Here is a 25,352-nt window from a genome sequence, read left to right as displayed (position 1 = left end):
GCTGCCGTTACCGTTCTTAGATGTCCGGTAAAAGGCCTTTGTTCGAGGCTTGGGGTAGGGCGAAAAAAATTTAAAATTTTTTCGTCCAGACCCTAAAGTTCTCCAAAACTCAGCCGTTACCAGCATAGATGTCGCAAAAAAGTCGCACTGCGCCATCTCTTTTCTTGCCTTGAGACGGCATTTTTGTCCAGGGCGTCAAAAATCGGAAAGCCGCGCCAGTACTGGCTTGCAGCTCTGTCGCCCTGCCTTTGTCAGACAAAGGCGGACAGGGCTATCTCCGCATTCTCCGACCGAAAATACAGAAAGCTGCCTCTTCTCGGCCTATCCTTGCTCCAGCAGAATGTATCTCAACGGAAACGCAATTGCGTTCGAGATACAAATTCAACAGGGAGATGGACATGACCGCAAACGATATGATGGCTGAGATCCGCGATGCAAACCTGAGCTACCTGATGCTGGCTCAGCAGATGATCCGCGCGGACAAGGTGACCGCGATCTTCCGTCTGGGCATTTCGGCCGACATCGCCGACCTGATCGAAGGCATGAGCAACGCCCAGATCCTGAAACTGGCAGGCGGCAACATGATGCTGGCCCGTTTCCGCTTCGACGACGGCGCGATCCTCTCGATGCTGACCAACTACAATAAGGACCGCGGCCTGGCCCAGTCCCACGCCGCCATCCTGATGGCCGGCCAGCCTGCCGAAGAGATCGTTTAAGCCTGCCCACTTCACTGGAGCCCGGATCATGAGCAAGAAGAGCGTCGTCACCGAAGCACAGGAAATCCAGCTGGCCATCGAGCTGATCAACCTGGGCGCGCGCCTGCAGCTGCTGGAATCGGAAGTGTCGCTGTCGCGCGAGCGCCTGCTGAAGCTCTACAAGGAGCTGAAGGGCGTGTCGCCGCCGAAGGGCATGCTGCCGTTCTCCACCGACTGGTTCCTGACCTGGCAGCCGAACATCCATTCCTCGCTGTTCATCAACATCCACAATTTCCTGGTGCAGCACGCAGGCGCCACCGGCATCCAGGCCGTGATGAAGGCGTACCAGCTCTACCTGGAACAGATGCCGCCGGAAGCGGGCGAAGAGCCGGTACTGTCCCTGACCCGCGCCTGGACCCTGGTGCGCTTCTTCAGCAGCAAGATGCTGGAACTGAAACCCTGCGCCAAATGCCAGGGCAAGTTCGTGGTCAACGCCATGGACCTGAACGGCGGCTACCACTGCGGCCTGTGCCACATGCCTTCCCGCGCCGGGAAGACCCGCAAGGCCAAGGATGCCGAGGCGCTGGCCGCCTGAGGTGCCAATCTCCCCGAACTCCCTCCGCCAAAGCCGGGGCCGCAGATGATGCGGTCCCGGCTTTGGCGCATTCCGGCCCTGCGCGCGCTGCTGGCCCTGCTGCTGGCGCTGGCGCCCACGGCCCTGGCCGCCTTCGCCCTGGACGCGGCCGGCGCCACCCCGACCCTGCTGCACGGCGCCCTGCTGCATGGCCTGTCCGCCATGCTGATCGGCTGGCGCCTGCGGCTCGCCGCCTGGTGGCGGCCCATCCTGCTGCTGTTCGCACCCGCGCTGCTGCTGGCGCTGGGGCTGGGACTGCCGTCCTGGGTCTACCTGCTGGTCTTCGGCGTCCTGCTGCTGGTCTATTGGTCCACTTTCCGCACCCAGGTGCCGTACTACCCCTCCGGCCAGGACGTGTGGGAGGCCGTGGCGGCCCAGCTGCCGCCGGGCAGGGCAGGGCGGGTGGTGGAAATCGGCAGCGGCCTGGGCGGCCTGTCCCTGTATCTGGCGCGGGTGCGGCCCGAATGTGCATGCATCGGCGTCGAGATCGCGCCCCTGCCGTGGCTCCTGTCCTGGCTGCGCGCCCGGCTCGCAGGCAGCCGCGCGCAGTTCCTGCGCGGCGACTACCAGCAGCTCGATTTCGGCGCCTTCGACCTGGTCTTCGCCTACCTGTCGCCGGCCGCCATGGAGTCGCTAATGCGCAAGGCCCGCGCGGAGATGAAGCCGGGCAGCCTCCTCATCAGCTACGAGTTCCCCGTCCCCGCTTATGAAGCGGACAAGACCATAGTTACCACAGAGGGACATCCGCCACTCTATATCTGGTCGTTTTAGCCTGCTTTTGCTTGCCGGAACCTGCGTTCTCACGTTATTGTAGTTCCCTGAAGAATTTATCGATTTTGGGCGATTTTTTGGGGAGTTTGCAGGTTTGCTAGTCATTATTGGTTATGTCGTGGTGCTGGCCTCCGTCTTCGGCGGTTTTGCGCTGCAGGGCGGACACCTGGCCGCGCTGCTCCAGCCGCTGGAGCTGCTGATGATCGGCGGCGCCGCCGCAGGCGCCTTCATCGTCGGGAACAACGGCAAGGCCATCAAGGCCACGCTGGCGGCCCTGCCAACCCTGTTCAAGCCCTCGCGCTTCACCAAGGACCTGTACATGGAGCTCATGTCCTTGCTGTTCGACGTGCTGTCGAAGGTGCGCAAGGAGGGCCTGATGTCGATCGAAAGCGACATCGAGGCCCCGGCCGAGAGCCCCCTGTTCAGCAAGTACCCCGGTGTGCTGGAGAACCACCACATCGTGGAATTCATGACCGACTACCTGCGCCTCATGGTCTCCGGCAATATGGACGCCTTCCAGATCGAGAACCTGATGGACAACGAGATCGAGACCCACCACGCCGAGGGCATCGTGCCCTCCCATGTGATCGCCAAGCTGGGCGATGGCATGCCCGCCTTCGGTATCGTGGCGGCGGTGATGGGCGTGGTGCACACCATGGAATCGGTGGGCATTCCGCCTTCCGAGCTGGGCATCATGATCGCGCACGCCCTGGTCGGCACCTTCCTCGGTATTCTGCTGGCCTACGGTTTCGTGGGCCCCCTGGCCAGCCTGCTCGAACAGAAGCTGGAAGAATCGACCAAGATGTTCCAGTGCGTCAAAGTGACGCTGCTGGCCAGCCTGAACGGCTACGCCCCGGCCCTGGCCGTGGAGTTCGGCCGCAAGGTGCTGTACTCCACCGAGCGCCCAAGCTTCGCCGAGCTGGAAGACCACATCAAGAAATCGAAAGCGAAGTAATGAGGATCCACCATGGCTGAAGAAGGCCTGCGGCCCATCATCGTCAAGCGCGTCAGGAAACACGGCGGCGGCCACCATGGCGGCGCGTGGAAGATCGCCTATGCCGACTTCGTGACGGCCATGATGGCCTTCTTCCTGCTGATGTGGCTGCTGGGCTCGACCACCAAGGGTGACCTCAACGGTATTTCAGAATACTTCAAGACCCCGCTGAAGGTGGCCATGCAAGGCGGCGCCGGTTCCGGCGACAGCTCCCACATCATCAAGGGCGGCGGCAAGGACCTCACGCGCAGCGACGGCCAGGTCAAGGCCAGCGACGATCCCGCCGTCAAGAAGACCTACAACCTCACGGCCGCCAAGGCCCAGCTTGAGCGCGAGGAGAAGGAGCGCCTGCAGCAGCTCAAGACGCGCATCTCGGCCACCATCGACGCCAATCCCAACCTGAAGAAGTTCAAGGACCAGCTGCTGCTGGACTTCACCAGCGAAGGCCTGCGCATCCAGATCGTGGACGAGCAGAACCGCCCCATGTTCGCCCTGGCCAAGGCTGACTTGCAACCTTATACCCGCGAAATCCTGCAGGCCATCGGCCCCGTGCTCAACGAGGTGCCCAACAAGATCGGCCTGTCGGGCCATACGGATTCGACGCCTTACTTCACCGAGACGGGCTATTCGAACTGGGAGCTGTCGGCCGACCGCGCCGCCGCTTCGCGCCGCGCGCTCGTCCAGGGCGGCATGGCGGATAATAAGGTCCTGCGCGTGGTGGGCCTGGCCTCGGTCGCGCACCTGGACCGCAAGGACCCGTTCAACCCGATCAACCGGCGCATCAGCATCATCGTGATGAACAAGAAGACCGAAGAAGGCCTGATGCGCGATGCCGGCAAGCTGGAAGTGGGCGCAGGCGCCGACGCGGCCCCGGCGACGCAGTAAGAAACAAGCACCACCGCCCAAGACGAGATTGTTATGACGAGAAAAAAAATCCTCGGCTCCCATGTCAAGCGCCTCCTGTCCGGCGTTTCCGACCATGGCAAGCGGCACCTGACCGAAGTGGAAACCGACCTGCTGCAGACCAACCTGCTGCTGGAGGAGGCGATCGACAAGCTGACCCGCAATTTCGTGGCGATCCACGAAGCGGTCAATGCGCAGCAGGCCACCATCAAGCTGCTGCTCGATGGCGGCCAGCCCACGCCGGAGCAGAAGGCCGCCCTGGCAGCCCTGGGCGAACAGGTCGGCGGCCACGTGAACGCCGCCATCACCAGCATGCAGTTCCAGGACATGACGAGCCAGCTGATCGACCGCACCCTGAAGCGCGTGACCGGCCTGCGCGAATTCCTCGGCACCCTGGGCGCGCACGGCGCCGAGATGGTGGCCGAAAGCGACAACGACGAGATCGTGGCCCTGCTGGGCCGCGTGAGCATGGCGCTGGCCATCCAGAGCCTGGAGCTGCGCAGCGTGCTGCGCAAGGCCGTCAGCCAGAAGCATCTTGAAAGCGGCGACATCGAGCTGTTCTGAGCCGCCCCCGATTATCGATAAACACCTGCCCAAACTTTAAGTGAGAAAAGAAGATGGCTAAGACAATTCTTGCAGTTGACGATTCGAGCTCCCTGCGCCAGATGGTGGCCTTCAGCCTGAAGGCTGCGGGCTACCAGGTGGTGGAAGCCGTCGACGGCCAGGACGGCCTGGAAAAGGCGAAGCTGCAGACGGTGGACCTGGTGCTGACCGACCAGAACATGCCACGCATGGACGGCCTGACCCTCATCAAGCTGCTGCGCGAGCAGCCCGCCTATGCCAAGGTGCCGATCCTGATGCTGACCACCGAATCCTCCGACGAAATGAAGTCCAAGGGCCGCGCCGCCGGCGCCAACGGCTGGCTGGTCAAGCCTTTCGACCCGCAGCGCCTGATCGAAGTGGTGAAGAAGGTCATCGGCTGATTAGAGGTGCGCCATGTGTTTAGTTCTTGACGGAGTCTCGCCATGACCATCGACATTAGCCAGTTCTTCCAGGTCTTCTTCGATGAAGCCGAGGAGCTGCTGGCTGAAATGGAGCGGCTGCTGCTGGCCGTCGATGTGGCATCGCCCACCGAGGAGGATCTCAATGCGATCTTCCGCACCGCGCATTCGGTGAAGGGTGGCGCCTCGACCTTCGGCCTGTCGGACATGACGGAGGTCACCCATATCCTGGAAACCCTGCTGGACCGCATCCGCAAGGGCGAGATGGCGCTCACCGGCGAGCATGTCGACGCCTTCCTGGCGGCCAAGGATATCCTGAAGATGCAGCTGGACGGCCACCGCCTGGGTTCCGAAGTGGACCAGGACGCCGTGGGCGACGTGCGCATGATGCTGCAGCACCTGGCGCAGGACGTGCAGATGGCCGCACTGGCCCCCGTTGCGCCGTCCTTCCACGGCGCCGCGCAGGAGGAGGCGGTGGACCACAGCGGCGGCAGGCGCTACCGCCTGGAGCTGCCCAAGATGGCGCAGCGCGAGGTCAATGCGCTGGCTGCCGAACTGGGATTGATGGCCGAGGTGTCGATCACGCCGATCGACGCCGAACGCAGCGCCATCGTCGCCACCACCCACGAGAGCCTGGACGACATCATCGCCATCTGCTCCTTCGTGCTGAACACCGAGGAGATGAAGATCTCCGAACTGCCCGCGCTCACGCCCACCCAGGCCGCGCGCGAGAACGCGGAGCGCAGCAAGGTGGAGAACGCCCTGGGCTACGGCTTCTTCGACCAGCCCGCGGCGGGCGCGCCCGCCCCGCAGGCTAAGGACGGCGACCCGGGCTACGGCTTCTTCCAGCCGCTGGACGAGATCCGCTCCAACGCCAGCGCGGCGGCGGACGACCAGCGCGGCTACGGCTTCTTCCAGCCGGTGGAGCAGATCCGCGCGGCAGCCGGCATCACCGATGCACCTGCGCCCGACAAGCCCGCCGAGGAGCTGGAGAAGAAGCCTGCCCGCCGCGAAAGCGACAAGGCGGCTGCGCCGGCCGCCGCCCACGGCGCCGAATCCTCCTCCATCCGCGTGTCGGTGGAGAAGGTGGACCAGCTCATCAACCTGGTGGGCGAACTCGTGATCACCCAGGCCATGATCGAGCAGCGCGCAAGCCAGCTCGACCCCATGCTGCACGAGCGCCTGCTGAACGGCGTGTCCCAACTGACCCGCAACACGCGCGACCTGCAGGAAGCGGTGATGTCGATCCGCATGATGCCGATGGACTTCGTGTTCTCGCGCTTCCCGCGCATGGTGCGCGACCTGGCCACGAAGCTGGGCAAGAAGGTGGACTTCATCACCAACGGCGCCGCCACGGAACTGGACAAGGGCCTGATCGAGCGCATCGTCGACCCGCTCACCCACCTGGTGCGCAACAGCATCGATCACGGCATCGAAATGCCGGAAGTGCGCCGCGCCGCGGGCAAGACGGAAACGGGCAAGCTCTTCCTCTCCGCCACCCACCAGGGCGGCAACATCATCATCGAGGTGTCGGACGACGGCGGAGGCCTGAACCGCGAGCGCATCCTGGCCAAGGCCCGGCAGAACGGCCTGCCCGTGAGCGATAACATGAGCGACGCCGACGTGTGGCAGCTGATCTTCGCGCCCGGCTTCTCCACCGCCGAACAGGTCACCGACGTGTCGGGCCGCGGCGTGGGCATGGACGTGGTCAAGCGCAATATCACGGCCCTGGGCGGCTCGGTGGACATCCGCTCGGCCAAGGGCTTCGGCACCACCATCTCCATCTCGCTGCCGCTGACCCTGGCCATCCTGGACGGCATGTCGATCCGGGTGGGCGAGGAGGTCTACATCCTGCCGCTGGGCTTCGTCATCGAATCGCTGCAGCCGCAGCCCGAGGATGTGCGCGAAATCAGCGGCAAGGGCCGCGTGGTCAAGGTGCGCGGCGAATACCTGCCCCTGATCCCGCTGTACCAGATGTTCGAGATCACGCCGCGCTTCACCGATCCGTCCGAAGGCATCCTCGTGATCCTGGAGACGGAAGGGCGCAAGGCCTGCCTCTTCGTGGACGAACTGGTGGGCCAGCAGCAGGTGGTGGTCAAGAACCTGGAATCGAACTACCGCAAGGTGGCCGGCATTTCCGGCGCCACCATCCTGGGCGACGGCGGCGTATCGCTGATCCTGGACGTGGCCGCCCTGATCCGTTCGTCGCGCCAGCTGGCCGACGAATCCATTTTTCACACGCTCTAAGTAAAAGGAGTCCACCATGGCAGACGCAATCCAGAGTGCTGGCGCTGCGGACATCGCAGGCCACGAGTTCCTGGCCTTCAAACTCGGTTCGGAAGAATACGGCATCGACATCCTGAAGGTGCAGGAGATCCGCGGCTACGAGGCTGTGACGCGCATCGCCAACGCCCCCGAGTTCATCAAGGGCGTGATCAACCTGCGCGGCATCATCATCCCGGTGGTGGACATGCGCATCAAGTTCAAGCTGGGCGAGCCGGTGTACGACCAGTTCACCGTCGTCATCATCCTCAACATCAACGGCCGCGTGGTGGGCATGGTGGTGGACAGCGTGTCCGACGTGACGACCCTGACGCCGGACCAGGTCAAGCCCGCGCCCGAGATGGGCACGGCCTTCAGCACCGAGTACATGATCGGCCTGGGCACCATCGACGAGCGCATGCTGATCCTGGTGGACATCAACAAGCTGATGTCCAGCCCGGAGATGGGCCTGATCGAGAAGCTGGCCGCGTGATTCGGCGCCGGCCGCAAGGCCTCGCAAGAAGGCGGGCTGGCACAAGAGAGACTACAACAGGGTTCATCGAGGGAGACAAGTCATGAGTATCCGCGACTTCAAGATTGGCACACGGCTCGGCATCGGCTTCGGCATCATTCTGCTGATCCTGGTGGTGGTGGTGCTGGCCGCCAACGTGCTGAATTACCGCAGCAAGGTCGCGCTGACCAAGGGGATCGACCTGGTCACGGCCCAGACCTCGCACGTGCAGGCCATGAAGAGCGCCATGCTGGAAACCGGCATCGCCATGCGCAATATCGGCCTGCAGTCCGACGTGGCGCAGATGCAGGCGGAAGAGGCCAAGGTGAAGCAGCAGCGCGCACGCTACGAGGCGGCGCGCGGCAAGCTGCAGGCGACGGGCCTGAACGACACCGAGAAGAAGGTGCTGAGCGACATCGCCGCGCTGGACGCGGAAGTCGATTCGGCCTTCAAGGAAGCCATCGGCCAGGTGCTGGCCTTTAACAGCGAAGGCGCGGCCAAGGTCATCGCCAGCCGCATCGACCCGCTGAACCAGCGCACCCTCGCGGCCCTGAACAAGCTGGTGGACATGCAGGCGGCCGAGGTGCTCGCCACCAAGGAGGAATCGGCAGCTTCCGACAGCCGCGTGGTGACGCTGACGGTCGTGCTGTCGGTGATCGGCCTGGCGCTGGGCGCGGGCTGCGCCTTCGTCATCACCCGCTCGATCACGGTGCCGCTGCATGGCGCGGTGGAAGTGGCGCAGCGCGTGGCCGCCGGCGAGCTGACCTCGCAGGTCACCGTGGAAGGCAGGGACGAAACCTCCGAGCTGCTGCAGGCCCTGAAGGACATGAACGACAGCCTGGTGAAGACGGTGAGCGAAGTGCGCAGCGGCACCGAAACCATCACCGTGGCCTCGCAGGAAATCGCCTCGGGCAACGCCGACCTGTCGGCCCGCACCGAATCGCAGGCCAGCTCGCTGGAGGAGACGGCGAGCTCGATGGAAGAACTGACGTCCACCGTGAAGCAGAACGCGGACAACGCGCGCCAGGCCAACCAGCTGGCCGTGTCGGCGTCCTCGATCGCAGTCAAGGGCGGCAGCGTGGTGGAGCAGGTGGTCGATACCATGGGCTCGATCAAGGACTCCTCGCGCAAGATCGTGGACATTATCGGTGTCATCGACGGCATCGCCTTCCAGACCAATATCCTGGCGCTGAACGCGGCCGTGGAAGCGGCCCGCGCGGGCGAGCAGGGCAGGGGCTTTGCGGTGGTGGCATCCGAAGTGCGCAACCTGGCCCAGCGTTCGGCCAGCGCGGCCAAGGAGATCAAGGCCCTGATCGACGATTCCGTGACCAAGGTCGATACCGGCGGGCGCCTGGTCGACGAGGCCGGCCAGACCATGGGCCTGATCGTGACCTCGATCAAGCAGGTGGCCGACATCATGGGCGAGATCACGGCGGCGACGCAGGAGCAGAGCCACGGCATCGAGGAAGTGAACCAGGCCATCACGCAGATGGACGAAATGACGCAGCAGAACGCGGCCCTGGTGGAAGAGGCGGCGGCAGCGGCGGAAAGCATGCAGGAGCAGGCGCAGAAGCTGGCGGCGGCCGTCAGCATCTTCAAGCTGGCGGGCGACGAATTCAAGCGCGCCGCGCCGGTGCGTCCGGCTCCGGCGGCGGCGCCCGCCCCGGCGCCGCGTCCGGCAGCGCCGCGCGTGGCGGCCAAGCCGGCCGCGCCCAAGAAGCTGGCCGCAGCCGCGGCCGCACCGGGCGACGACTGGGAAGAGTTTTAATCGAGGCGCGGGGCTGAGCCCCCGCCTGGCAGGAATGGGATATGTCCAAAGACACCGTCAAAGAGTTTGATTTCAACAGCAAGGACTTCGAGCGGGTCCGCGCGATGATCTACAAACGGGCCGGCATCGCGCTGGCCGACAGCAAGCAAGAGATGGTGTACAGCCGCCTGGCGCGCCGCCTGCGCGCCACCGGCATCAACTCCTTCGTCAAGTACCTGGACGACCTGGAAGCGGGCCGCCTGGGCGACGAGTGGGAGTCGTTTACCAACGCCCTGACCACCAACCTGACTTCTTTCTTCCGCGAGGCGCACCATTTTCCGCTGCTGGCGGAGCATGTGAAGGCGCACCGCAACGAGCCGATCAACATCTGGTGCTCGGCCAGCTCCACGGGCGAGGAGCCCTATTCGATCGCGATCACCTGCTGCGAGGCCTTCAACACGCTCACGCCGCCGGTGAACATCATCGCCACCGACATCGACACCAATGTGCTGGCGACGGCCGCCAACGGCATCTATCCGATCGAGCGCATCGACAAGATGGCCGCCGAGCGCCAGCGCCGCTTCTTCCTGCGCGGGAAGGGCGACAAGGCGGGCATGGTGCGCGTGCGCCCCGAGCTGCGCCAGCTGATCGTCTACCGCCAGCTCAACCTTCTGGACGAGCAGTGGGACATCCGCGGCCCCTTCGACGTGATCTTCTGCCGCAACGTGATGATCTACTTCGACAAGGCCACGCAGCGCAAGATCCTGTCGCGCTTCGTGCCGCTGATGAAGCAGGACGCGCTGCTGTTCGCGGGCCACTCCGAGAATTTCCTGTATGTGTCGGACTCGCTGAAACTGCGCGGCAAGACGGTGTATGAGCTGGACGAACGGCGTGGCGCCGCCGTCCGCCAGTCGCCGCAGCGTGCGTAAGAAAGAAGATCATGGATAAAGAACAGTTCGCCACAAACGTCTATTTCGACCGCACCTTCGACTGCGACGCCGCCAAGATCCTGCCTGGCGAGTACTACTTCACCAACAAGGACATGCTGATCGTGACGGTGCTCGGCTCCTGCGTGTCGGCCTGCATCCGCGACCGCACCACGGGCCTGGGCGGCATGAACCACTTCATGCTGCCGGACGGGGGCGGCGACGTGAACAGCCCCGTGTCCGCCTCGGCGCGCTACGGCACCTACGCGATGGAGGTGCTGATCAACGACCTGCTGAAGTCGGGCGCGCGGCGCGAGAACCTGGAAGCGAAGGTCTTCGGCGGCGGCGCCGTGCTGAAAGGCTTCACGGCCATGAACGTGGGCGAGCGCAATGCGGCCTTCGTGCAGACCTTCCTGAAGAACGAGAAGATCCGCATCGTGGCCGAGGACCTGAACGACATCTATCCGCGCAAGGTGTACTTCTTCCCCCGCACGGGCAAGGTGCTGGTCAAGAAGCTGATGCAGACCCATAACGATACGCTGGCCAAACGCGAAATCGAATATGCAAGCCGCCTCAAAGTCCAGCCGGTGGCTGGCGAGGTCGAGCTGTTCTAGAAAGAGACAAGGGACGTTCCATGAAAACGAAGGTACTGATCGTCGACGACTCTGCGTTGATCCGCAGCGTCATGAGCGAGATCATCAACAGCCAGCCGGACATGCAGGTGGTGGCCACGGCGCCCGACCCCCTGGTGGCGCGGGAACTGATCAAGCAGCACAACCCGGACGTGCTGACCCTGGACGTCGAGATGCCGAAGATGGACGGCCTGGACTTCCTGGAAAAGCTGATGCGCCTGCGCCCCATGCCGGTGGTGATGGTGTCCTCGCTGACCGAGCGCGGTTCCGAGATCACCATGCGCGCGCTGGAGCTGGGCGCCGTCGATTTCGTCACCAAGCCCAAGATCTCGATCCAGAGCGGCATGCGCGAGTACACGGACCTCATCGCCGACAAGATCCGCGCCGCCTCCAAGGCCCGCATCCGGGCCCGCACCCTGCCGCAGCCGGGCGCGGAAGGGCAGGGCACCTTGCCCCAGCTGCGCAATCCGCTCATGTCCTCGGAAAAGCTGATCATCGTGGGCGCCTCCACCGGCGGCACCGAGGCGATCCGCGAATTCCTGATGCAGATGCCGTCGGACTGCCCCGGCATCCTGATCACCCAGCACATGCCGGAAGGCTTCACCCGTTCCTTCGCCAAGCGCCTCGATTCCCTGTGCAAGATCGCGGTGCTGGAGGCGGCGGGCAACGAGCGCATACTGCCGGGCCATGCCTACATCGCGCCCGGCCATTCGCACCTGATGCTGGCGCGCTCGGGCGCCAACTATATGACCAAGCTGGATCAGGGCGAGCCCGTCAACCGCCACCGCCCCTCTGTGGATGTGCTGTTCCGTTCCGCCGCACAGAACGCGGGTAAAAACGCGGTTGGCGTTATCCTGACCGGAATGGGCAAGGACGGCGCGGCGGGCATGCTGGAGATGAAGGCGGCCGGGGCGTATAATTTTGCCCAGGATGAGGCGAGCTGCGTCGTGTTCGGCATGCCGCGCGAGGCGATTGCCGTCGGCGCCACGCACGAGGTAGGGGCGCTGCAGGCGCTGCCGGGCATGGTGCTGGGATATCTTGCCCAGCATGGATCGCGCGCTTTGCGCGTTTGATACGGTATTGGCGTTTTGCCCCTCGCTGGGGGGCCTTTTGTTCGCTTTGGAACAACATAAATGCTATCCTACAACTTGCTAGTGCTAAGCAACCAATTTAATAACCGCGTTTTGAGCAACAACGGAGTGATTCATGGCTGATCCGAAGATGAAATTTTTGGTGGTGGACGACTTCTCGACGATGCGCCGCATCGTCCGGAATCTGCTGAAGGAACTGGGTTATGCCAATGTGGACGAAGCCGAAGATGGCGTGATGGCGCTGGCCAAGCTGCGCGCCGAGCAGTTCGACTTCGTGGTCTCCGACTGGAACATGCCGAACATGGACGGCCTGACCATGCTGCAAAACATCCGTGCCGATCCCGCCCTGGCCAAGCTGCCGGTGCTGATGGTGACCGCGGAAGCGAAGAAGGAAAACATCATCGCGGCGGCCCAGGCCGGCGCCAACGGCTATGTGGTGAAGCCCTTCACCGCCGCCACCCTGGACGAAAAGCTGAACAAGATCTTCGAGAAGCTCGGAGCCTGATCGATGGTTGAGCATCACGCTGAGGCCGGGGCTGTACCGGCGCTGGCCAACGAGGAGTTCCTGTCGCGCATCGGCCACATGACGCGGGCCTTGCACGAAAACCTGCGTGGCCTGGGGCTGGACAAGCTGATCGAGAAGGCGGCCGAGGATATCCCGGATGCCCGCGACCGGCTCGATTACGTGGCGCGCCTGAGCGAAAACGCGGCGCAGAAGGTGCTGAACGCCACCGACGAGGCAGGCCCCCTGCAGGACCGGATCAGCGCGGACGCCAAGGACCTGAAGGGCGCCTGGCAGGCCTTGCTCGACGGTCCCGCCAGCGAAGAGCAGTGGCGCGCCCTGGCGCAGCAGACGATGGCCAAGCTGGACATGGCCGCCATCTCCGCCGCCAGCACCAAGGTGCACCTGATGGATATCATGATGGCCCAGGACTTCCAGGACCTGACAGGGCAGGTGATCAAGAAGGTCACGGCCATCGCCCAGAACCTGGAGCAGCAGCTGGTGCAGACCCTGATCGACTTCGCACCCGAACAGCTGAAGAAGGAAATCGACAACGGCCTGCTGAACGGCCCGCAGATCGATACCACCAAGGAAGGCGTGGTGGCGGACCAGAGCCAGGTCGACGACCTGCTCGACAGCCTGGGCTTCTAAGCCGGCTTCCGCTGCCGGCCGGCAGCCCAATCAGCCTCACACAAGACAGCCATGCACCAAACCCAATTTCTTGTCCGTGAGCCGTTGCTGGATCCGCAGCAGCGCGTCGTCGGCTACGAACTGCGCTGGCAGCACCAGACCGGCGCCCCCTACACCCAGGCCGAGCTGGAAGACCTGGTGAGCTTCGTCGCAGGCCAGGTCTGCGACGAAGAGCGGGGCTGGCTGCTGCGCGACAAGACCCTTTTCCTGCAAGCCGTGCCGGCCATGCTGTCCACGGACGCCCTGCATACCCTGCCGCCGCAGCACACGGTGCTGTCGATCCGCACCGCGGAACTGGCCAACCCCGATACGCTGGCGGCCGTGCAGGCCCTGCGCGCGGGCGGCGTGGGCATCCTGCTGCGCGAAGCCGACCTGGCGCGCGTGGGCAGCCGCCTGGGCACCATCGCCTCCTACGTGGAAGTGCGCTTCTCGGGCGCGGACGTCGCCTCGCAGGCGCGCACCTATGCGGCGCTCAAGCAGTCCAACCTGCGCATGGTGGGGCGCCCCGTCACCACCTGGGCCGACTTCGACGCCTGCGCGGCACTGGGCCTGGACGCCTTCGTCGGCAAGCTGCACCTGACGCCGCGCCCCGGCAGCGACGGCGCGGGCATGAACCCGGCCCAGACCATCATCCTGCAGCTGATGCAGATGGTGAACGCGAACGCCGACATCGCCCAGCTGGAAAGCGTGCTGAAACGCGACGCCGCCCTGTCCTACAAGCTGCTGCGCCACATTAACTCGGCAGGCTTTGGCGCGGGGCGCGAAATCCAGTCCCTGAAGCAGGCCATCACGCTGCTGGGCTACCAGCCGCTCTACCGCTGGCTCACCGTGCTGCTGGCCACCGCCAGCACGAGCGGCTATTCGCCCGTGCTGCTGGAAACGGCCGTGGTGCGCGGCCGCCTGGCCGAGCTGCTGGCCCAGAAGCCGCTGGGCAAGGCCGAGGCGGAGAATGTGTTCGTGGCGGGCATGTTCTCCCTGCTGGACCGCCTGCTCGGCATCAGCATGGAAGAAGTGCTGCAGACCATCCAGCTCTCCGACGAAGTGCAGAAAGCGCTGCTGGAGCGGGGCGGCAAGTACGGCCCCTACCTGGCGCTGGCCGAGGCCTGCGAGCTCAATTCCAGCCTCGTATCCTCGATGGCGGCCTCGCTCAACCTGCCGCCCGCCGAGATCAACAAGGCCCACCTCTCGGCACTGGCCTGGACCCAGAACATTACCGCATGACGGCGCACTGGACCCGGGCGTTGCTGCTGAGCGCCGCCTGCCTCATGGCGTCCGGCGCGCAGGCGGCGCCGGCGGATGCCGCCCTGGCGCCGTATGTCGCCGCTCTGCGCGCCGCGCCGGATCCCGCCACCTTCGTCAACCGCAAGCTGGAGCAGCACGATGTGCTGATCTTCGACGACGGCCTGCACAGCGCGAAAGACCCCTGGCAGTTCTACATCCAGCTGGTGCGCAATCCCGAATTCGCCTCAAAGGTGGGCTATATCTTCCTCGAAGTGGCCCCGCTGAACCACCAGCCCCTGATCGACGCCTGGATGGACGGCAAGGCGAGCGACGAGCAATTGCTGCCCCTGTTCCAGGACGCGAGCGATATGGGCTGGGCGCTCACCACCTACCTCGACCTGCTGAAGGCTGTGCGCGAGGCCAATGCGGGCAAGCCTGCGGAACGGCGCATGCGCGTGATCGCCACCGACATGCCCGCCACCTATCCGCTGCAGCGCACCCACCAGGACTGGGAACAGAGCCGCCTCTCCGGCACGGCGCGCGACTACCACATGTACTCGGTGGTGAAGGAAGTGATGGGCGACTTCAAGCAGGGGCGGAAAGGCATTCTGCTCACGAACACACGGCACGCCTACAAGGGCATCCGCAACAGCAAGGGCCAGTTTTACTGGAACGCGGGCACCTTCTTCAGCCAGCACTCGCCAGGCAAATCCTATTCGCTGCGCGTGCATGCTCCCATCCTCTTCATCAAGAAGCGCGGCGAAGGCAAGGCCGCCACGCGCGAGGGCCTGGACAACGTGGAGTACCGCTGGGTGAGAATGGAGAAAGGCCTGTGGGACAGCGCCTTCGACGCCGCGGGCGGCATGCCCAAGGCGGTGGAGCTCGCGGGCACGCCTTTCGGAAAGGCGTCCTATCTCGGCAACCACATGCTCGATGCCGCGCCGGGCCAGACCATCGCTGACGCCTACGATGCCGTGATCTTCCCCGGCCCGCTGGACCAGTACCAGGCCAGCGGCACCTTCGACATCTACACCCCCGCCTTCAAGCGGGAGCTGAAGCGCCGCATCGAGATGATCGATTCCCCCGAGCAGCAGGCCGGCACCGTGAAGCAGTACGGCAGCATCGAAGCCTTCGTGGATGCCGTATTCAAGCCGAAGCCCGACCGGCCGGACCCCATCGTGAAGATGCTGCCGCCGAAGGACGAGTGGAAGGCTGACGCCGCAAAGTAGGCGAGCGTCGGACTTTTTGACAGGCTGTCCGCCCCCCAGGGGCATACTGCGATGGCATGCGATATGCATCCCCTTGCGCATTCCCCGATGCGCGAGGCCGGCCATGCAAAAACTCCTGTGTCTTCTTTGCCTTCTGGTATCGGCGGCCCTGGCGCGCGGCGGAGAGATCTCGGCCACCGGCCAGATGCCCGCCGGCGACCCGAATGCGGTGGTGCTCCTGGGTTTCCGCCTGCTCGCCGATGGCGACCTGCATTTCCAGACCTACGGCTACGGCGGCAGCGCATCCGCTCCCGGCGGCGTCAATGCCGCAGGCCAGGCCGTTGCCCCCGGCGGCTTCGATCCCTACCTGTCGCTTTTCCTGGGCCTTGGGCCAGGCGCCACCTTCCTCGCCTCGAACGACGACGGCGCCTGCCCGCCCGGCACGGCGGCTCCCGCGTGCGCCGATTCCACGCTCGACCTGCTGAATGTGCCCGCCGGCTATTACACGCTGGCGCTGACCTTGCCCTTCAACTTCTCCTTTGCGGAGAACCTGGGCAGCGGCACCCTGGGCGACGGCTTCATCGGGCTCGATGCCAGCTTCTCCGATGGCGCCTGCGGCGGCGTGTGCAGCAGCGTCTACGCCTTCGACATTGTTTCCAACAGTGAGCTGGTGGCGGTGCCCGCGCCAGCCACGCTTTTGCTGGTGCTGGCCGGGCTGCTCCTGCTGGCGCGGCCAATTCACAAGGGAGCTCCGAAATGAAAACGCTGAAGGTGGTGAGCCTGGCGCTGGCGGCCGTTCTGTGCGCGCCTGCGCTGGCGCAGAAGGCGGCCCTGGTGCGCAACATCGACCGGCTGGGCAACAGCGGCAGCACGGTGATCGCCTGCGACGCCAACGCCAGCCAGCAGTGCACCTGGTCCATCCCCGGCACGTCGCCAGGATCGGTGCGCTTCGTGACAGTCTTCCTGTCCTACAAGATCCGCTTCAATGCGGCGACGACCGTTACTGCGGTCGGCTTTTATTGCGGGCCGAGCGGCATCGACTGGCTGCCGACGCCGCAGCCCAACGGGCCTGACGACTCAGGCCATCGGGAAATCAGCTGGGCGGGCCTTGTCACGCGCCTGTTCGACCCTGCCTGCTCGGGCGGCGCGATCTACAACGGAAGCGGACCGCAGGCGGAACACCTTGAGATGCGCGTGCACGGCTTCTTCCCCGACAACACGCCCTGATCAGATTTCCAGGTTGTCGATGAGGCGGGTGGTGCCGAGCTTGGCGGCGGCCAGCACCACGAGCGGTTCGCCTTGCGCCAGGTCGCCCGCGTTCGGAGCCTGCAGGTCGGAGCGCTTGCGGATGGAGATGTAGTCCGGCTTCCAGCCGCGCTTGGCCAGGTCGTCCATCGCCTTGCGTTCCAGCTGCGTCACGTCCAGATGGCCGCCGCGCATTTCACCGGCCACGAAGTTCAGGCTGCGGTACAGGGCGGGGGCTTCGGCGCGTTCTTCCGTCGACAGGTACATATTGCGCGAGGACAGAGCCAGGCCGTCTTCCGCGCGGTAGGTTTCGGCGCCGATGATTTCGGTGGGCAGCGCGAACTGGCGCGTCATGTTCCGCACGATCATGAGCTGCTGGTAGTCCTTCTTGCCGAACACCGCCACGCGCGGCTGCACGCAGGAGAACAGCTTGGTCACCACCGTGCACACGCCCGTAAAGAAGCCGGGGCGGAATTCGCCTTCCAGCGTATTGCCCAGGCCATCCGGCGGCGTCACGCGGTACTCCTGCGGCTCCGGATACATGTCCTTCTCCGTCGGCGCGAAGAGCACGTAGACGCCTTCCTTCTCCAGCTTCTCCACGTCGGCCTGGAAGGTGCGCGGGTATTTGTCGAAGTCTTCGTTCGGGCCGAACTGCAGTCGGTTGACGAAGATGGACGCCACCACCGGGTCGCCATGGCGGCGCGCCAGGCGCATCAGCGAGAGGTGGCCTTCGTGCAGGTTGCCCATGGTCGGCACGAAGGCGGTCCGCAATTGGCCGCTCAGCTGGTCGCGCAGTTCCTGGATGGAGGTAATGATTTTCATATTGCTTTATTCTGTTCTTAGGCAGGAGAGTAGGCCAGCCGCACGTAGATGGGTGCAAAGGGCTCGGCCTGGGTAATTTCGATCAGCGTTTCCTTCGCCAGCTCCAGCATGGCGACGAAGTTCACTACCACCACGGGCACGCCGCCGTCCGTATCGAACAGGTCGGCGAATTCCACGAAGCGGCTCGATTGCAGCTTGCGCAGGATGATGGTCATGTGCTCGCGCACGGAAAGCTCTTCGCGCGTGATCTTGTGGTGCTGCTTCAGCGTGGCGCGCTTCATCAGGTCGCGCCAGGCGGCCTGCAGGTCGTCCACGTTCACATTGGGCCACACGGGCACCAGGCTTTGCTCGATGTAGATCTGGGTGCGTACGAAGTCGCGGTCCAGCTGGGGCATCGAGTTCAGCTCGTAGGCGGCCAGCTTGATCTGCTCGTATTCGAGCAGGCGGCGCACCAGTTCCGCACGCGGGTCTTCCGCTTCGGCTTCGATGTCGTGCTGGCGCTGCGGCAGCAGCATGCGCGACTTGATCTCGATAAGCATGGCCGCCATCAGCAGGTACTCGGCGGCCAGCTCCAGGTTGGACAGACGGATCTGCTCGACATACTTCAGGTATTGCAGGGTCACCTGCGCCATCGGAATGTCGAGGATATTGAAGTTCTGCTTGCGGATCAGGTAAAGCAGCAGGTCGAGCGGGCCTTCGAAGGCTTCGAGGAAAACTTCCAGCGCGTCCGGCGGAATATACAGGTCGGTCGGCAGGCGCAGCAGGGGCTCGCCGTACAGGCGGGCCGGCGCAGCGTTTTCGGCTTCCGCAGTGGCGCCGTTGCCAGATTCGGCAGCGCCGGAAGTGGCAGCATCGCCTGCCGCTTCAGCGGCAAGGGCCAGCGCGGCCTCGTCGAGGTGCAAGGGGGCGCCGGCGCCGTGGTCTTCCGGCGCCTCGTCCGCGGCTTCCTGTGGCAGCATGGCGTGCCGTCCTGGAGACTCAGACCTTGGTCTGGTAGACGTAGGCTTGCTGCTTGATGGCGGACTGCTGCTGGCGAGCGCGCTCTTCGAGCGACAGCGGCGCCTTGTCCCACAGCAGGGAGCGGCCCTGGCGCTGGCCTTCTTCCATGGACGGATTCTGGTCCTTCAGCGATTTGATGAACTTGGTGTGGTCCGACTCGTACATGCGGTGCTGTTTAAAGAAGAGTTTCATATCGTGAAAAAGTGGTGAGAACCAAGGGCTTATTTTACCGCGCCGCAGCGTGCCGCAGGGAATTTCTGTCGCCGCCCTGCGACGAGTTGCCAGATCGGTTATGCTGTCCGCCACATGAATTCACGCCTGAGCCTCCGCACCGCATTCCTGCTGACCCTGCCGCCCGTCCTGTGGGCGGGCAATGCCATCGTGGGCCGCATGGTGCACGACATGGTGCCGCCCATCCTGCTCAATTTCCTGCGCTGGGCGCTCGCATTCCTTATCCTCCTGCCGCTCGCGGGCCCCGTGTTCCGCTCCGGTTCCGGCGTGTGGACGCACTGGCGCCGCTTCGCGGTGCTCGGCCTGCTCGGCATCGGCCTGTATAACGCCCTCCAGTATATGGCGCTGCAAAGCTCCACTCCCATCAACGTCACCCTCGTTGCGGCGGGCATGCCGGTGTGGATGATGCTGACCGGCTGGCTCTTCTTCGGCGCCGCCGTGTCGCGCCGCCAGGTGCTGGGCGCGGTGCTGTCCATTGCGGGCGTGCTGGTGGTGCTGGCGCGCGGCGAACTGGAACACCTGCTGGCGCTGCGGCTGGTGGCCGGCGATATCTTCATGATTTTCGCCACCATCGCCTGGTCCCTTTACAGCTGGCTGCTGATGCGCACCACGGAACCGGCAGGCCTGCGCGCCGACTGGGCCGGCTTCCTGCTGGCCCAGGTGGCCTTCGGCGTGGTCTGGTCCGGCGCCTTCGCGGCGGGCGAATGGACCTTGGGCGCCGCCAGGGTGGACTGGAACTGGACCCTGGCGGCCGCGCTGCTTTACGTGGCCGTGGGCCCGGCCGTTATCGCCTTCCGCTGCTGGGGCGAGGGCGTGCGCCGGGCGGGTCCGGCGATTGCGGCATTTTTCAGCAATCTCACCCCGCTCTTCGCCGCGCTCATGTCCTCCCTCATCCTGGGCGAGGCGCCGCATCTTTACCACGCGGTGGCTTTCCTGCTGATCGTGGGCGGCATTGTGGTGTCCTCGCGCCGCGCCTAGCGGGCGACAGCGGACTTGCCTTTCTGTTATGGTGAGCCTGTCCAACTGCCAGAGGAGTGCGTATGCGACAGCTTGTCATTGCGGCAGGCGTGGCCGTGTTATTCCTGACGGCTTGCGATAAGGCGCCGCCGAAACCACCCAAACCCATAGCAGTAATCGAACAGCCGGCCGCCGATAAGCCGGCTGTTTCTTTATCCGCGTCCGGAATTGGCGGCGTGGTATTTGGCATGGGCTTAAAGGAGGCCGAAAGGGCATTGAATGAAAATGCCCAGCCGCTGGGCCCGGTGAATGCCGAATGCAGTACCGTGCGGTTTGCGTCCATGCCCCGGGTCCGCTTTATGGTCGAGAAGGGGATTATTACGCGCGCCGATGCGGAGCGGGGCGTGCCGAATATTATCGGCGTGGATATCGATTCGCCTGTGGATCAGGTGCGCAGGAAATTCCCCAACGTTCAGGTGACGCCGCACAAATACCTCCACAACGGGCATTACCTGACCATCGCGGGCGATGGCAACACGGCCTTCGTGCTGGAGGACAACAGCCGCCGCATCCTCAAGCTGCGGGCGGGCATGCAGCCCTCCGTTTCCTACGTCGAAGGCTGCCTTTAAGCCAGCTTCTGGCTTGATCGAATCAGGACCTGGCACGCGCGGGACGCAATTGTGCGGCTTGCGGGGTGGCGGGGCGTTTCAGGGCCTGAGAACGCGGCGCATGACGAGCGGCGCCGGTTCGAGGGGATTGGCGTGGCTGTACTCCAGCTCGGGAGCGAGCTCGAAGCCGAAGGCGGTGTAGAAGTCGATCAGCTGGGGCTGGTCCGCACGGGCGGCAAGGCGCAGCTCTTCGATATCGGAAAGCAGGCCGTGGTGGATCACGGCTTCCAGTAAATGCTGGGATAAATGGTGGCCGCGATATTCGGGAATAACGCCCATCCTTAATATCTCCCAGATATGCGGCTCGGATTCGACCGGCAGCCAGCGCACCGAACCCACGGGAATATTATCGGCCAATAAAATAAAACCGCCGCCAAGGCGCAAATCCTCTGCGCATTTGACGGCGGTTTCGCGATGTCCGCTGGAGGTGACGGCGACCTTATTCGCCCACGCAGCGCGGGTGAGGGCGGCCAATAACTGAGCATCGTCAGTGGCCGCCTCCCGCACTACGATATTCACGGCCGGCCCTTAGCGGATACGCATGCCCGGCTTGGCGCCAGGCCATGGATTCAGGATGTAGATGCCCGGATCCGCCTTTTCATCGGCTGCCGAGGCGGCCAGCACCATGCCTTCCGACACGCCGAACTTCATCTTGCGCGGAGCCAGGTTGGCGACCATCACGGTCAGCTTGCCCACCAGGTCTTCCGGCTTGTACATGGATTTGATGCCGGAGAAGACGTTGCGGTGGCGGCCTTCGCCCACGTCGAGCGTCAGGCGCAGCAGCTTGTCCGAGCCTTCCACGTGTTCGCAGTTCACGATCTGGGCGATGCGCAGGTCCACCTTCAGGAAGTCGTCGATCTTGATTTCGGGGGCGAGCTCCTCGATGCCTGCGGGCGCCGCAGCGGCGGCGGGGGCAGCGGCTGCCGGAGCGGCTTTCGCGGCGGCGGCCTGCTGGTTCGGCGCGTCGAACAGATCTTCGATCATCTTGGCGTCAACGCGCGTCATCAGGTGGTTATAGGCGCAGATCGAGCGGCCCAGCATGGTGCTGAAGACGGCGCCGGTGGACAGCTCGGTATCGGCCCACACCAGCTTCTCGTCGTTCAGGAAGCTCTTCACCTGGGCGGCGACGCCCGGCAGCACTGGCGACAGCAGGATGGTGAGCTGGCGGAACAGGATCAGGGCCGTGGTGCACACTTCGTGCAGTTCGGCGGTCTTTTCCGGGTCCTTGGCCAGCACCCAGGGCTTGTTCTCGTCCACGTACTGGTTGGTGACGTCGGCGATCTCCATGATCTCGCGCAGGGCCTTGCCGAACTCGCGGTTCTCGAAGTTGGCGGCGATGGAGGCCTGGCGCTCGGCGCCGTCGGCGTTCAGCAGCGCGCGCTTGATCCAGCCGTGCGCGGTCGGCGAGAGCTCGGAGGCGAGCATGCCGTCGAACTTCTTGGCGATGAAGCCGGCGCAGCGGCTGGCGATGTTCACGTACTTGCCGATCAGGTCCGAATTCACGCGGGCCACGAAGTCCTCGCCCGTGAAGTCCAGGTCTTCCACCTTGGAGTTCAGCTTGAAGGCGATGTAGTAGCGCAGCCATTCCGGATTCATGCCCAGGTTCAGGTAGCGCAGCGGCGAAATGCCGGTGCCGCGCGACTTGGACATCTTCTCGTTGTTCACGGTGAGGTGGCCGTGCACGTTCACTTTCAGCTTGTCGATCACCGGGTGATCCGAGAACTTCAGCATGGCGGGCCAGAACAGCAGGTGGAAGGAGACGATGTCCTTGCCGATGAAGTGCACCTGTTCCGTGCCGGGATCGCGCAGCAGGGCCTCGTAGTCGATGCCCTGCTTGGCGCAGTAGTTCTTCAGCGAAGCCAGGTAGCCCACGGGCGCGTCCAGCCACACGTAGAAGAACTTGCCCGGCGCGTCGGGAATGGGGATGCCGAAGTAGGGCGCGTCGCGGGAGATGTCCCAGTCCGCCAGCTTTTCACCGGCTTCGCCCAGCCATTCGCTCACCTTGTTGACCATTTCCGGCTGCAGGCGGCCGGGCGTGTTCAGCCAGTCGCGCAGGAACTCGAAGCAGCGCGGGTCGGAGAGCTTGAAGAAGTACTGCTCCGAAGGCTTCAGGATGGGTGTGGCGTTGGTAAACACGGAATAGGGGTTCACCAGGTCGGTGGGCTGGTAGGCCGCGCCGCACACCTCGCAGTTGTCGCCATACTGGTCCTTGGCGCCGCATTTCGGGCATTCGCCCTTGATATTGCGGTCGGCCAGGAACATGCCCTTCACCGGGTCGAAGAAGCGGTCGACGGTCTTCGTCTGGATCAGGCCATTGTCGCGCAGCTTGCGGTAGATGCCCTGGGAGAGCTCCACGTTTTCCGGCGAATCGGTCGAATACCAGTTGTCGAAGGCGATATGGAAACCGTCCAGGTACTGGGCGCGGCCCGCGGCGATCTTGGCCACGAATTCCTGGGGCGTGATGCCTTCCTTTTCAGCAGCGATCATGATCGGCGTGCCGTGGGTGTCGTCCGCGCCCACGAAATGCACCTCGCGCAGGCCCTCGCCCTCGCGCTGCATTCGCTGGAAACGGACCCAGATGTCGGCCTGGATGTACTCCATCATGTGGCCGATGTGGAAGGCGGCGTTTGCGTAAGGCAGGGCAGTGGTGACGAACAGCTTGCGGGTCATGGTGTTGATGCGCTGGTTAAGTTGGCAAAAAAGAGCATTTTACCAGCGGATGACATGGCTGCGCATTCTTGCCGTTTTGCGCTAGACTGCGGCATCGAATACGGAGATTGTCATATGAGCACCACGGTAGAAGACGTCAAGGCAGCGCTGTCCCAAGTGATCGACCCGAATACGGGCAAGGATTTCGTCACTTCCAAGGCGGTGCGCAACCTGAAAACGGAAAACGGCGACATTTCGCTGGATATCGAGCTTGGCTACCCGGCCCGCAGCCAGATCGACGCGCTGCGCACCAGTGTGCTGGCCGCGCTCCAGCCCCTGGCGGGCAGCGGCAAGATTCACCTGAACGTCTACAGCAAGATCATTTCGCACACCGTGCAGCGCGGCCTGAAGCCGCTGGCCAATGTGAAGAACATCATTGCCGTCGCCTCGGGCAAGGGCGGCGTGGGCAAATCCACCACCGCCGTGAACCTGGCGCTGGCGCTGGCGGCGGAAGGCGCGAACGTGGGCATTCTCGACGCCGACATCTACGGCCCCTCGCAGCCGATGATGCTGGGCGTGAGCGGGCGGCCCATGTCCAACGACGGCAAGACGATGGAGCCGATGGAAGGCCATGGCATCCAGGTCTCCTCGATCGGCTTCCTGATCGATCCGGACGAACCGATGGTGTGGCGCGGACCCATGGTCACCCAGGCCCTGCAGCAGCTGCTGGACCAGACCAACTGGCGCGACCTGGACTACCTGATCGTGGACATGCCGCCGGGGACGGGCGATATCCAGCTCACGCTGTCGCAGAAAGTGCCGGTGACAGGCGCCGTGATCGTGACCACGCCGCAGGACATCGCCCTGCTGGACGCGCGCAAGGGCCTGAAGATGTTCGAGAAGGTCGGCATTCCGATCCTGGGCGTGGTGGAGAACATGAGCACCCATATCTGCTCGAACTGCGGCCATACCGAGGAGATATTCGGTGCAGGCGGCGGCGAGAAGATGTGCGCCGACTTCGGCGTGTCCTTCCTCGGCAAGCTGCCGCTGAAGATGGCGATCCGCGAGCAGACCGATTCCGGCAAGCCCACCGTGGTGGCGGATCCGGACAGCCCGGTGACCGCGACCTACAAGGAGATCGCGCGCAAGGTTGCAGTGAGCATTGCCGAGAAGGCGAAGGACATGAGCAGCAAGTTCCCGAGCATCGTCATCAAGCACGACTAGGAACGGCGCAGCCGCAGCCACGGCTGCAGCACGCGCCGCACAGGATCGGTGACGGTTGCCGTCACCGACGCATCCAGCAGGCCGCGCCGCTTCAGGCGGCGCAACGCGATCTGCACCGCGGATTTCGACAATCCCGTTTCGGTGGCAATGGTCTGAAGGCTTGCCGACACCGTATCGCGCCGGGCGCGGTTCGCTTTCCCCAATAAATACAGGTAGACGACAAAGGCGGCAGGACTGCGGTCATGCCCCACCAGGTCGGGCATCAGCACGTTCAGCACGTAGGGATCGAAATGGTCGTTCATGGTATTAATTACTATAGCATCCATTGCTATGGAGGGCCATGCCGGGCCGTTAGAATGGCAGGCATTCGAACACAAGGAGGGACATCATGATCACCATGGTCAAATTCGTCGGCATTCCCGTCAGCGACCAGGATCGCGCACTGCGCTTCTACACGGAGCAGATGGGCTTTGAAATCGCCACCGACCAGCCCATGGGGCCGGGCCAGCGCTGGATCGAGCTGCGCATCGCGCACTCGCAAACGAAGGTGGTGCTGTTCACCCCGGACGGGCACGAAGACCGCATCGGCACCTTCTTCAACGGCGCGCTGGCCTGCGACAACGTCGAGGCCACTTACCGCCAATTGAGTGCGCGCGGCGTGGAGTTCGTCGAGCCGCCAACGAGCCAGCCCTGGGGCACCTTCGCCAAGTTCCGCGACCCGGACGGCAACACCTTCGTGCTCTCGTCCAGCTAGGGCATAATGGGTGCC

General features: G+C 64.2%; 29 protein-coding genes. 23 read left to right on the top strand and 6 right to left on the bottom strand.

Annotation, left to right across the window (positions count from 1 at the left end):
• Positions 1 to 398: 398 nt before the first annotated feature.
• From flhD to LSQ66_RS12660, 19 genes are all read left to right on the top strand, one after another.
• Positions 399 to 716: a flagellar transcriptional regulator FlhD gene (flhD, locus tag LSQ66_RS12750; RefSeq protein WP_231765577.1), complete on the top strand. Its 318-nt coding sequence runs from the start codon at positions 399 to 401 to the stop codon at positions 714 to 716.
• 28 nt (positions 717 to 744) lie between these two features.
• Positions 745 to 1,290: a flagellar transcriptional regulator FlhC gene (flhC, locus tag LSQ66_RS12745; protein WP_231765576.1), complete on the top strand. Its 546-nt coding sequence runs from the start codon at positions 745 to 747 to the stop codon at positions 1,288 to 1,290.
• Positions 1,291 to 1,335: 45 nt separating this feature from the next.
• Positions 1,336 to 2,100 carry a class I SAM-dependent methyltransferase gene (locus LSQ66_RS12740; RefSeq protein WP_307730213.1) on the top strand — a complete coding sequence of 255 codons (765 nt, stop codon included), beginning with the start codon at positions 1,336 to 1,338 and terminating at the stop codon, positions 2,098 to 2,100.
• A gap of 94 nt (positions 2,101 to 2,194) precedes the next feature.
• On the top strand, positions 2,195 to 3,055 hold the full coding sequence (gene motA / locus LSQ66_RS12735; protein ID WP_231765575.1) for a flagellar motor stator protein MotA: 861 nt from the start codon (positions 2,195 to 2,197) through the stop codon (positions 3,053 to 3,055).
• Between the two features lie 12 nt (positions 3,056 to 3,067).
• Positions 3,068 to 3,979, top strand: coding sequence for a flagellar motor protein MotB (motB, locus tag LSQ66_RS12730; RefSeq protein ID WP_231765574.1), 912 nt, complete (start codon positions 3,068 to 3,070; stop codon positions 3,977 to 3,979).
• A gap of 33 nt (positions 3,980 to 4,012) precedes the next feature.
• Entirely contained in the window at positions 4,013 to 4,561 is a 549-nt protein-coding gene (locus tag LSQ66_RS12725; protein WP_231765573.1) for a chemotaxis protein, read from the top strand.
• Positions 4,562 to 4,614: 53 nt separating this feature from the next.
• A complete protein-coding gene (locus tag LSQ66_RS12720; protein WP_231765572.1) occupies positions 4,615 to 4,980 on the top strand; it encodes a response regulator in 366 nt (121 codons plus the stop codon).
• A 42-nt stretch (positions 4,981 to 5,022) separates the two neighbouring features.
• Entirely contained in the window at positions 5,023 to 7,245 is a 2,223-nt protein-coding gene (cheA, locus tag LSQ66_RS12715) for a chemotaxis protein CheA (protein ID WP_231765571.1), read from the top strand.
• 16 nt (positions 7,246 to 7,261) lie between these two features.
• Positions 7,262 to 7,753, top strand: a complete 492-nt coding sequence (locus LSQ66_RS12710) for a chemotaxis protein CheW (RefSeq protein ID WP_231765570.1) — start codon at positions 7,262 to 7,264, stop codon at positions 7,751 to 7,753.
• A gap of 82 nt (positions 7,754 to 7,835) precedes the next feature.
• The gene (locus LSQ66_RS12705; protein WP_231765569.1) at positions 7,836 to 9,539 is read left to right on the top strand and encodes a methyl-accepting chemotaxis protein; all 1,704 of its coding nucleotides are present in this window, start codon (positions 7,836 to 7,838) and stop codon (positions 9,537 to 9,539) included.
• A gap of 41 nt (positions 9,540 to 9,580) precedes the next feature.
• Complete coding sequence (locus LSQ66_RS12700) at positions 9,581 to 10,447, top strand: CheR family methyltransferase (RefSeq protein WP_231765568.1); 867 nt, start codon at positions 9,581 to 9,583, stop codon at positions 10,445 to 10,447.
• A gap of 11 nt (positions 10,448 to 10,458) precedes the next feature.
• Complete coding sequence (gene cheD, locus LSQ66_RS12695; protein WP_231765567.1) at positions 10,459 to 11,058, top strand: chemoreceptor glutamine deamidase CheD; 600 nt, start codon at positions 10,459 to 10,461, stop codon at positions 11,056 to 11,058.
• Positions 11,059 to 11,078: 20 nt separating this feature from the next.
• Positions 11,079 to 12,149 carry a protein-glutamate methylesterase/protein-glutamine glutaminase gene (locus LSQ66_RS12690; protein WP_231765566.1) on the top strand — a complete coding sequence of 357 codons (1,071 nt, stop codon included), beginning with the start codon at positions 11,079 to 11,081 and terminating at the stop codon, positions 12,147 to 12,149.
• A 133-nt stretch (positions 12,150 to 12,282) separates the two neighbouring features.
• Positions 12,283 to 12,672: a chemotaxis response regulator CheY gene (gene cheY, locus LSQ66_RS12685; protein ID WP_028104141.1), complete on the top strand. Its 390-nt coding sequence runs from the start codon at positions 12,283 to 12,285 to the stop codon at positions 12,670 to 12,672.
• A 3-nt stretch (positions 12,673 to 12,675) separates the two neighbouring features.
• Entirely contained in the window at positions 12,676 to 13,320 is a 645-nt protein-coding gene (gene cheZ, locus LSQ66_RS12680) for a protein phosphatase CheZ (RefSeq protein ID WP_231765565.1), read from the top strand.
• 51 nt (positions 13,321 to 13,371) lie between these two features.
• Positions 13,372 to 14,580 carry an EAL and HDOD domain-containing protein gene (locus tag LSQ66_RS12675; protein WP_231765564.1) on the top strand — a complete coding sequence of 403 codons (1,209 nt, stop codon included), beginning with the start codon at positions 13,372 to 13,374 and terminating at the stop codon, positions 14,578 to 14,580.
• Entirely contained in the window at positions 14,577 to 15,809 is a 1,233-nt protein-coding gene (locus tag LSQ66_RS12670; protein ID WP_231765563.1) for a hypothetical protein, read from the top strand. Before LSQ66_RS12675 ends, LSQ66_RS12670 begins: the two co-directional genes overlap by 4 nt.
• A 103-nt stretch (positions 15,810 to 15,912) precedes the next feature.
• Positions 15,913 to 16,548, top strand: coding sequence for a DVUA0089 family protein (locus tag LSQ66_RS12665; RefSeq protein ID WP_231765562.1), 636 nt, complete (start codon positions 15,913 to 15,915; stop codon positions 16,546 to 16,548).
• Complete coding sequence (locus LSQ66_RS12660) at positions 16,545 to 17,015, top strand: hypothetical protein (protein ID WP_231765561.1); 471 nt, start codon at positions 16,545 to 16,547, stop codon at positions 17,013 to 17,015. Before LSQ66_RS12665 ends, LSQ66_RS12660 begins: the two co-directional genes overlap by 4 nt.
• Here LSQ66_RS12660 and panC read toward each other — a convergent pair whose 3' ends face one another.
• Genes panC through LSQ66_RS12645 form a run of 3 tightly spaced genes read right to left on the bottom strand, consistent with a single transcriptional unit; the run spans position 17,016 to position 19,046 of the window.
• On the bottom strand, positions 17,016 to 17,855 hold the full coding sequence (gene panC, locus LSQ66_RS12655) for a pantoate--beta-alanine ligase (RefSeq protein ID WP_231765560.1): 840 nt from the start codon (positions 17,853 to 17,855) through the stop codon (positions 17,016 to 17,018).
• 17 nt (positions 17,856 to 17,872) lie between these two features.
• Positions 17,873 to 18,814: a segregation and condensation protein A gene (locus LSQ66_RS12650; RefSeq protein ID WP_231765559.1), complete on the bottom strand. Its 942-nt coding sequence runs from the start codon at positions 18,812 to 18,814 to the stop codon at positions 17,873 to 17,875.
• 19 nt (positions 18,815 to 18,833) lie between these two features.
• Positions 18,834 to 19,046: a DUF3460 family protein gene (locus LSQ66_RS12645; RefSeq protein WP_231765558.1), complete on the bottom strand. Its 213-nt coding sequence runs from the start codon at positions 19,044 to 19,046 to the stop codon at positions 18,834 to 18,836.
• Positions 19,047 to 19,160: 114 nt separating this feature from the next.
• Between LSQ66_RS12645 and LSQ66_RS12640 the strand changes: the two genes are divergently transcribed.
• Both LSQ66_RS12640 and LSQ66_RS12635 read left to right on the top strand, forming a co-directional pair.
• Positions 19,161 to 20,063, top strand: coding sequence for a DMT family transporter (locus LSQ66_RS12640; protein WP_231765557.1), 903 nt, complete (start codon positions 19,161 to 19,163; stop codon positions 20,061 to 20,063).
• Between the two features lie 62 nt (positions 20,064 to 20,125).
• A complete protein-coding gene (locus LSQ66_RS12635; RefSeq protein WP_231765556.1) occupies positions 20,126 to 20,671 on the top strand; it encodes a hypothetical protein in 546 nt (181 codons plus the stop codon).
• A 78-nt stretch (positions 20,672 to 20,749) separates the two neighbouring features.
• Here the strand turns inward: LSQ66_RS12635 and LSQ66_RS12630 are convergent, their stop codons facing one another.
• Together LSQ66_RS12630 and metG are read right to left on the bottom strand one after the other, a co-directional pair.
• A complete protein-coding gene (locus LSQ66_RS12630) occupies positions 20,750 to 21,229 on the bottom strand; it encodes a GNAT family N-acetyltransferase (protein ID WP_231765555.1) in 480 nt (159 codons plus the stop codon).
• Between the two features lie 9 nt (positions 21,230 to 21,238).
• The gene (metG, locus tag LSQ66_RS12625; RefSeq protein WP_231765554.1) at positions 21,239 to 23,380 is read right to left on the bottom strand and encodes a methionine--tRNA ligase; all 2,142 of its coding nucleotides are present in this window, start codon (positions 23,378 to 23,380) and stop codon (positions 21,239 to 21,241) included.
• 114 nt (positions 23,381 to 23,494) lie between these two features.
• Between metG and apbC the strand changes: the two genes are divergently transcribed.
• Complete coding sequence (apbC, locus tag LSQ66_RS12620; RefSeq protein WP_231765553.1) at positions 23,495 to 24,583, top strand: iron-sulfur cluster carrier protein ApbC; 1,089 nt, start codon at positions 23,495 to 23,497, stop codon at positions 24,581 to 24,583.
• Here apbC and LSQ66_RS12615 read toward each other — a convergent pair.
• Complete coding sequence (locus LSQ66_RS12615) at positions 24,580 to 24,885, bottom strand: helix-turn-helix domain-containing protein (RefSeq protein WP_231765552.1); 306 nt, start codon at positions 24,883 to 24,885, stop codon at positions 24,580 to 24,582. The genes apbC and LSQ66_RS12615 overlap by 4 nt on opposite strands.
• Before the next feature lie 86 nt (positions 24,886 to 24,971).
• Here LSQ66_RS12615 and LSQ66_RS12610 point away from each other — a divergent pair, with 86 nt between their 5' ends.
• The gene (locus tag LSQ66_RS12610; RefSeq protein WP_231765551.1) at positions 24,972 to 25,337 is read left to right on the top strand and encodes a VOC family protein; all 366 of its coding nucleotides are present in this window, start codon (positions 24,972 to 24,974) and stop codon (positions 25,335 to 25,337) included.
• Positions 25,338 to 25,352 lie beyond the last annotated feature (15 nt).

Source organism: Massilia endophytica (assembly GCF_021165955.1).
In the GTDB taxonomy this organism is placed as follows: Bacteria; Pseudomonadota; Gammaproteobacteria; order Burkholderiales; family Burkholderiaceae_D; genus Rugamonas; species Rugamonas endophytica.
Note: the sequence above shows the minus strand (reverse complement) of the source record. Positions and strands in the feature narration are given on the sequence as shown.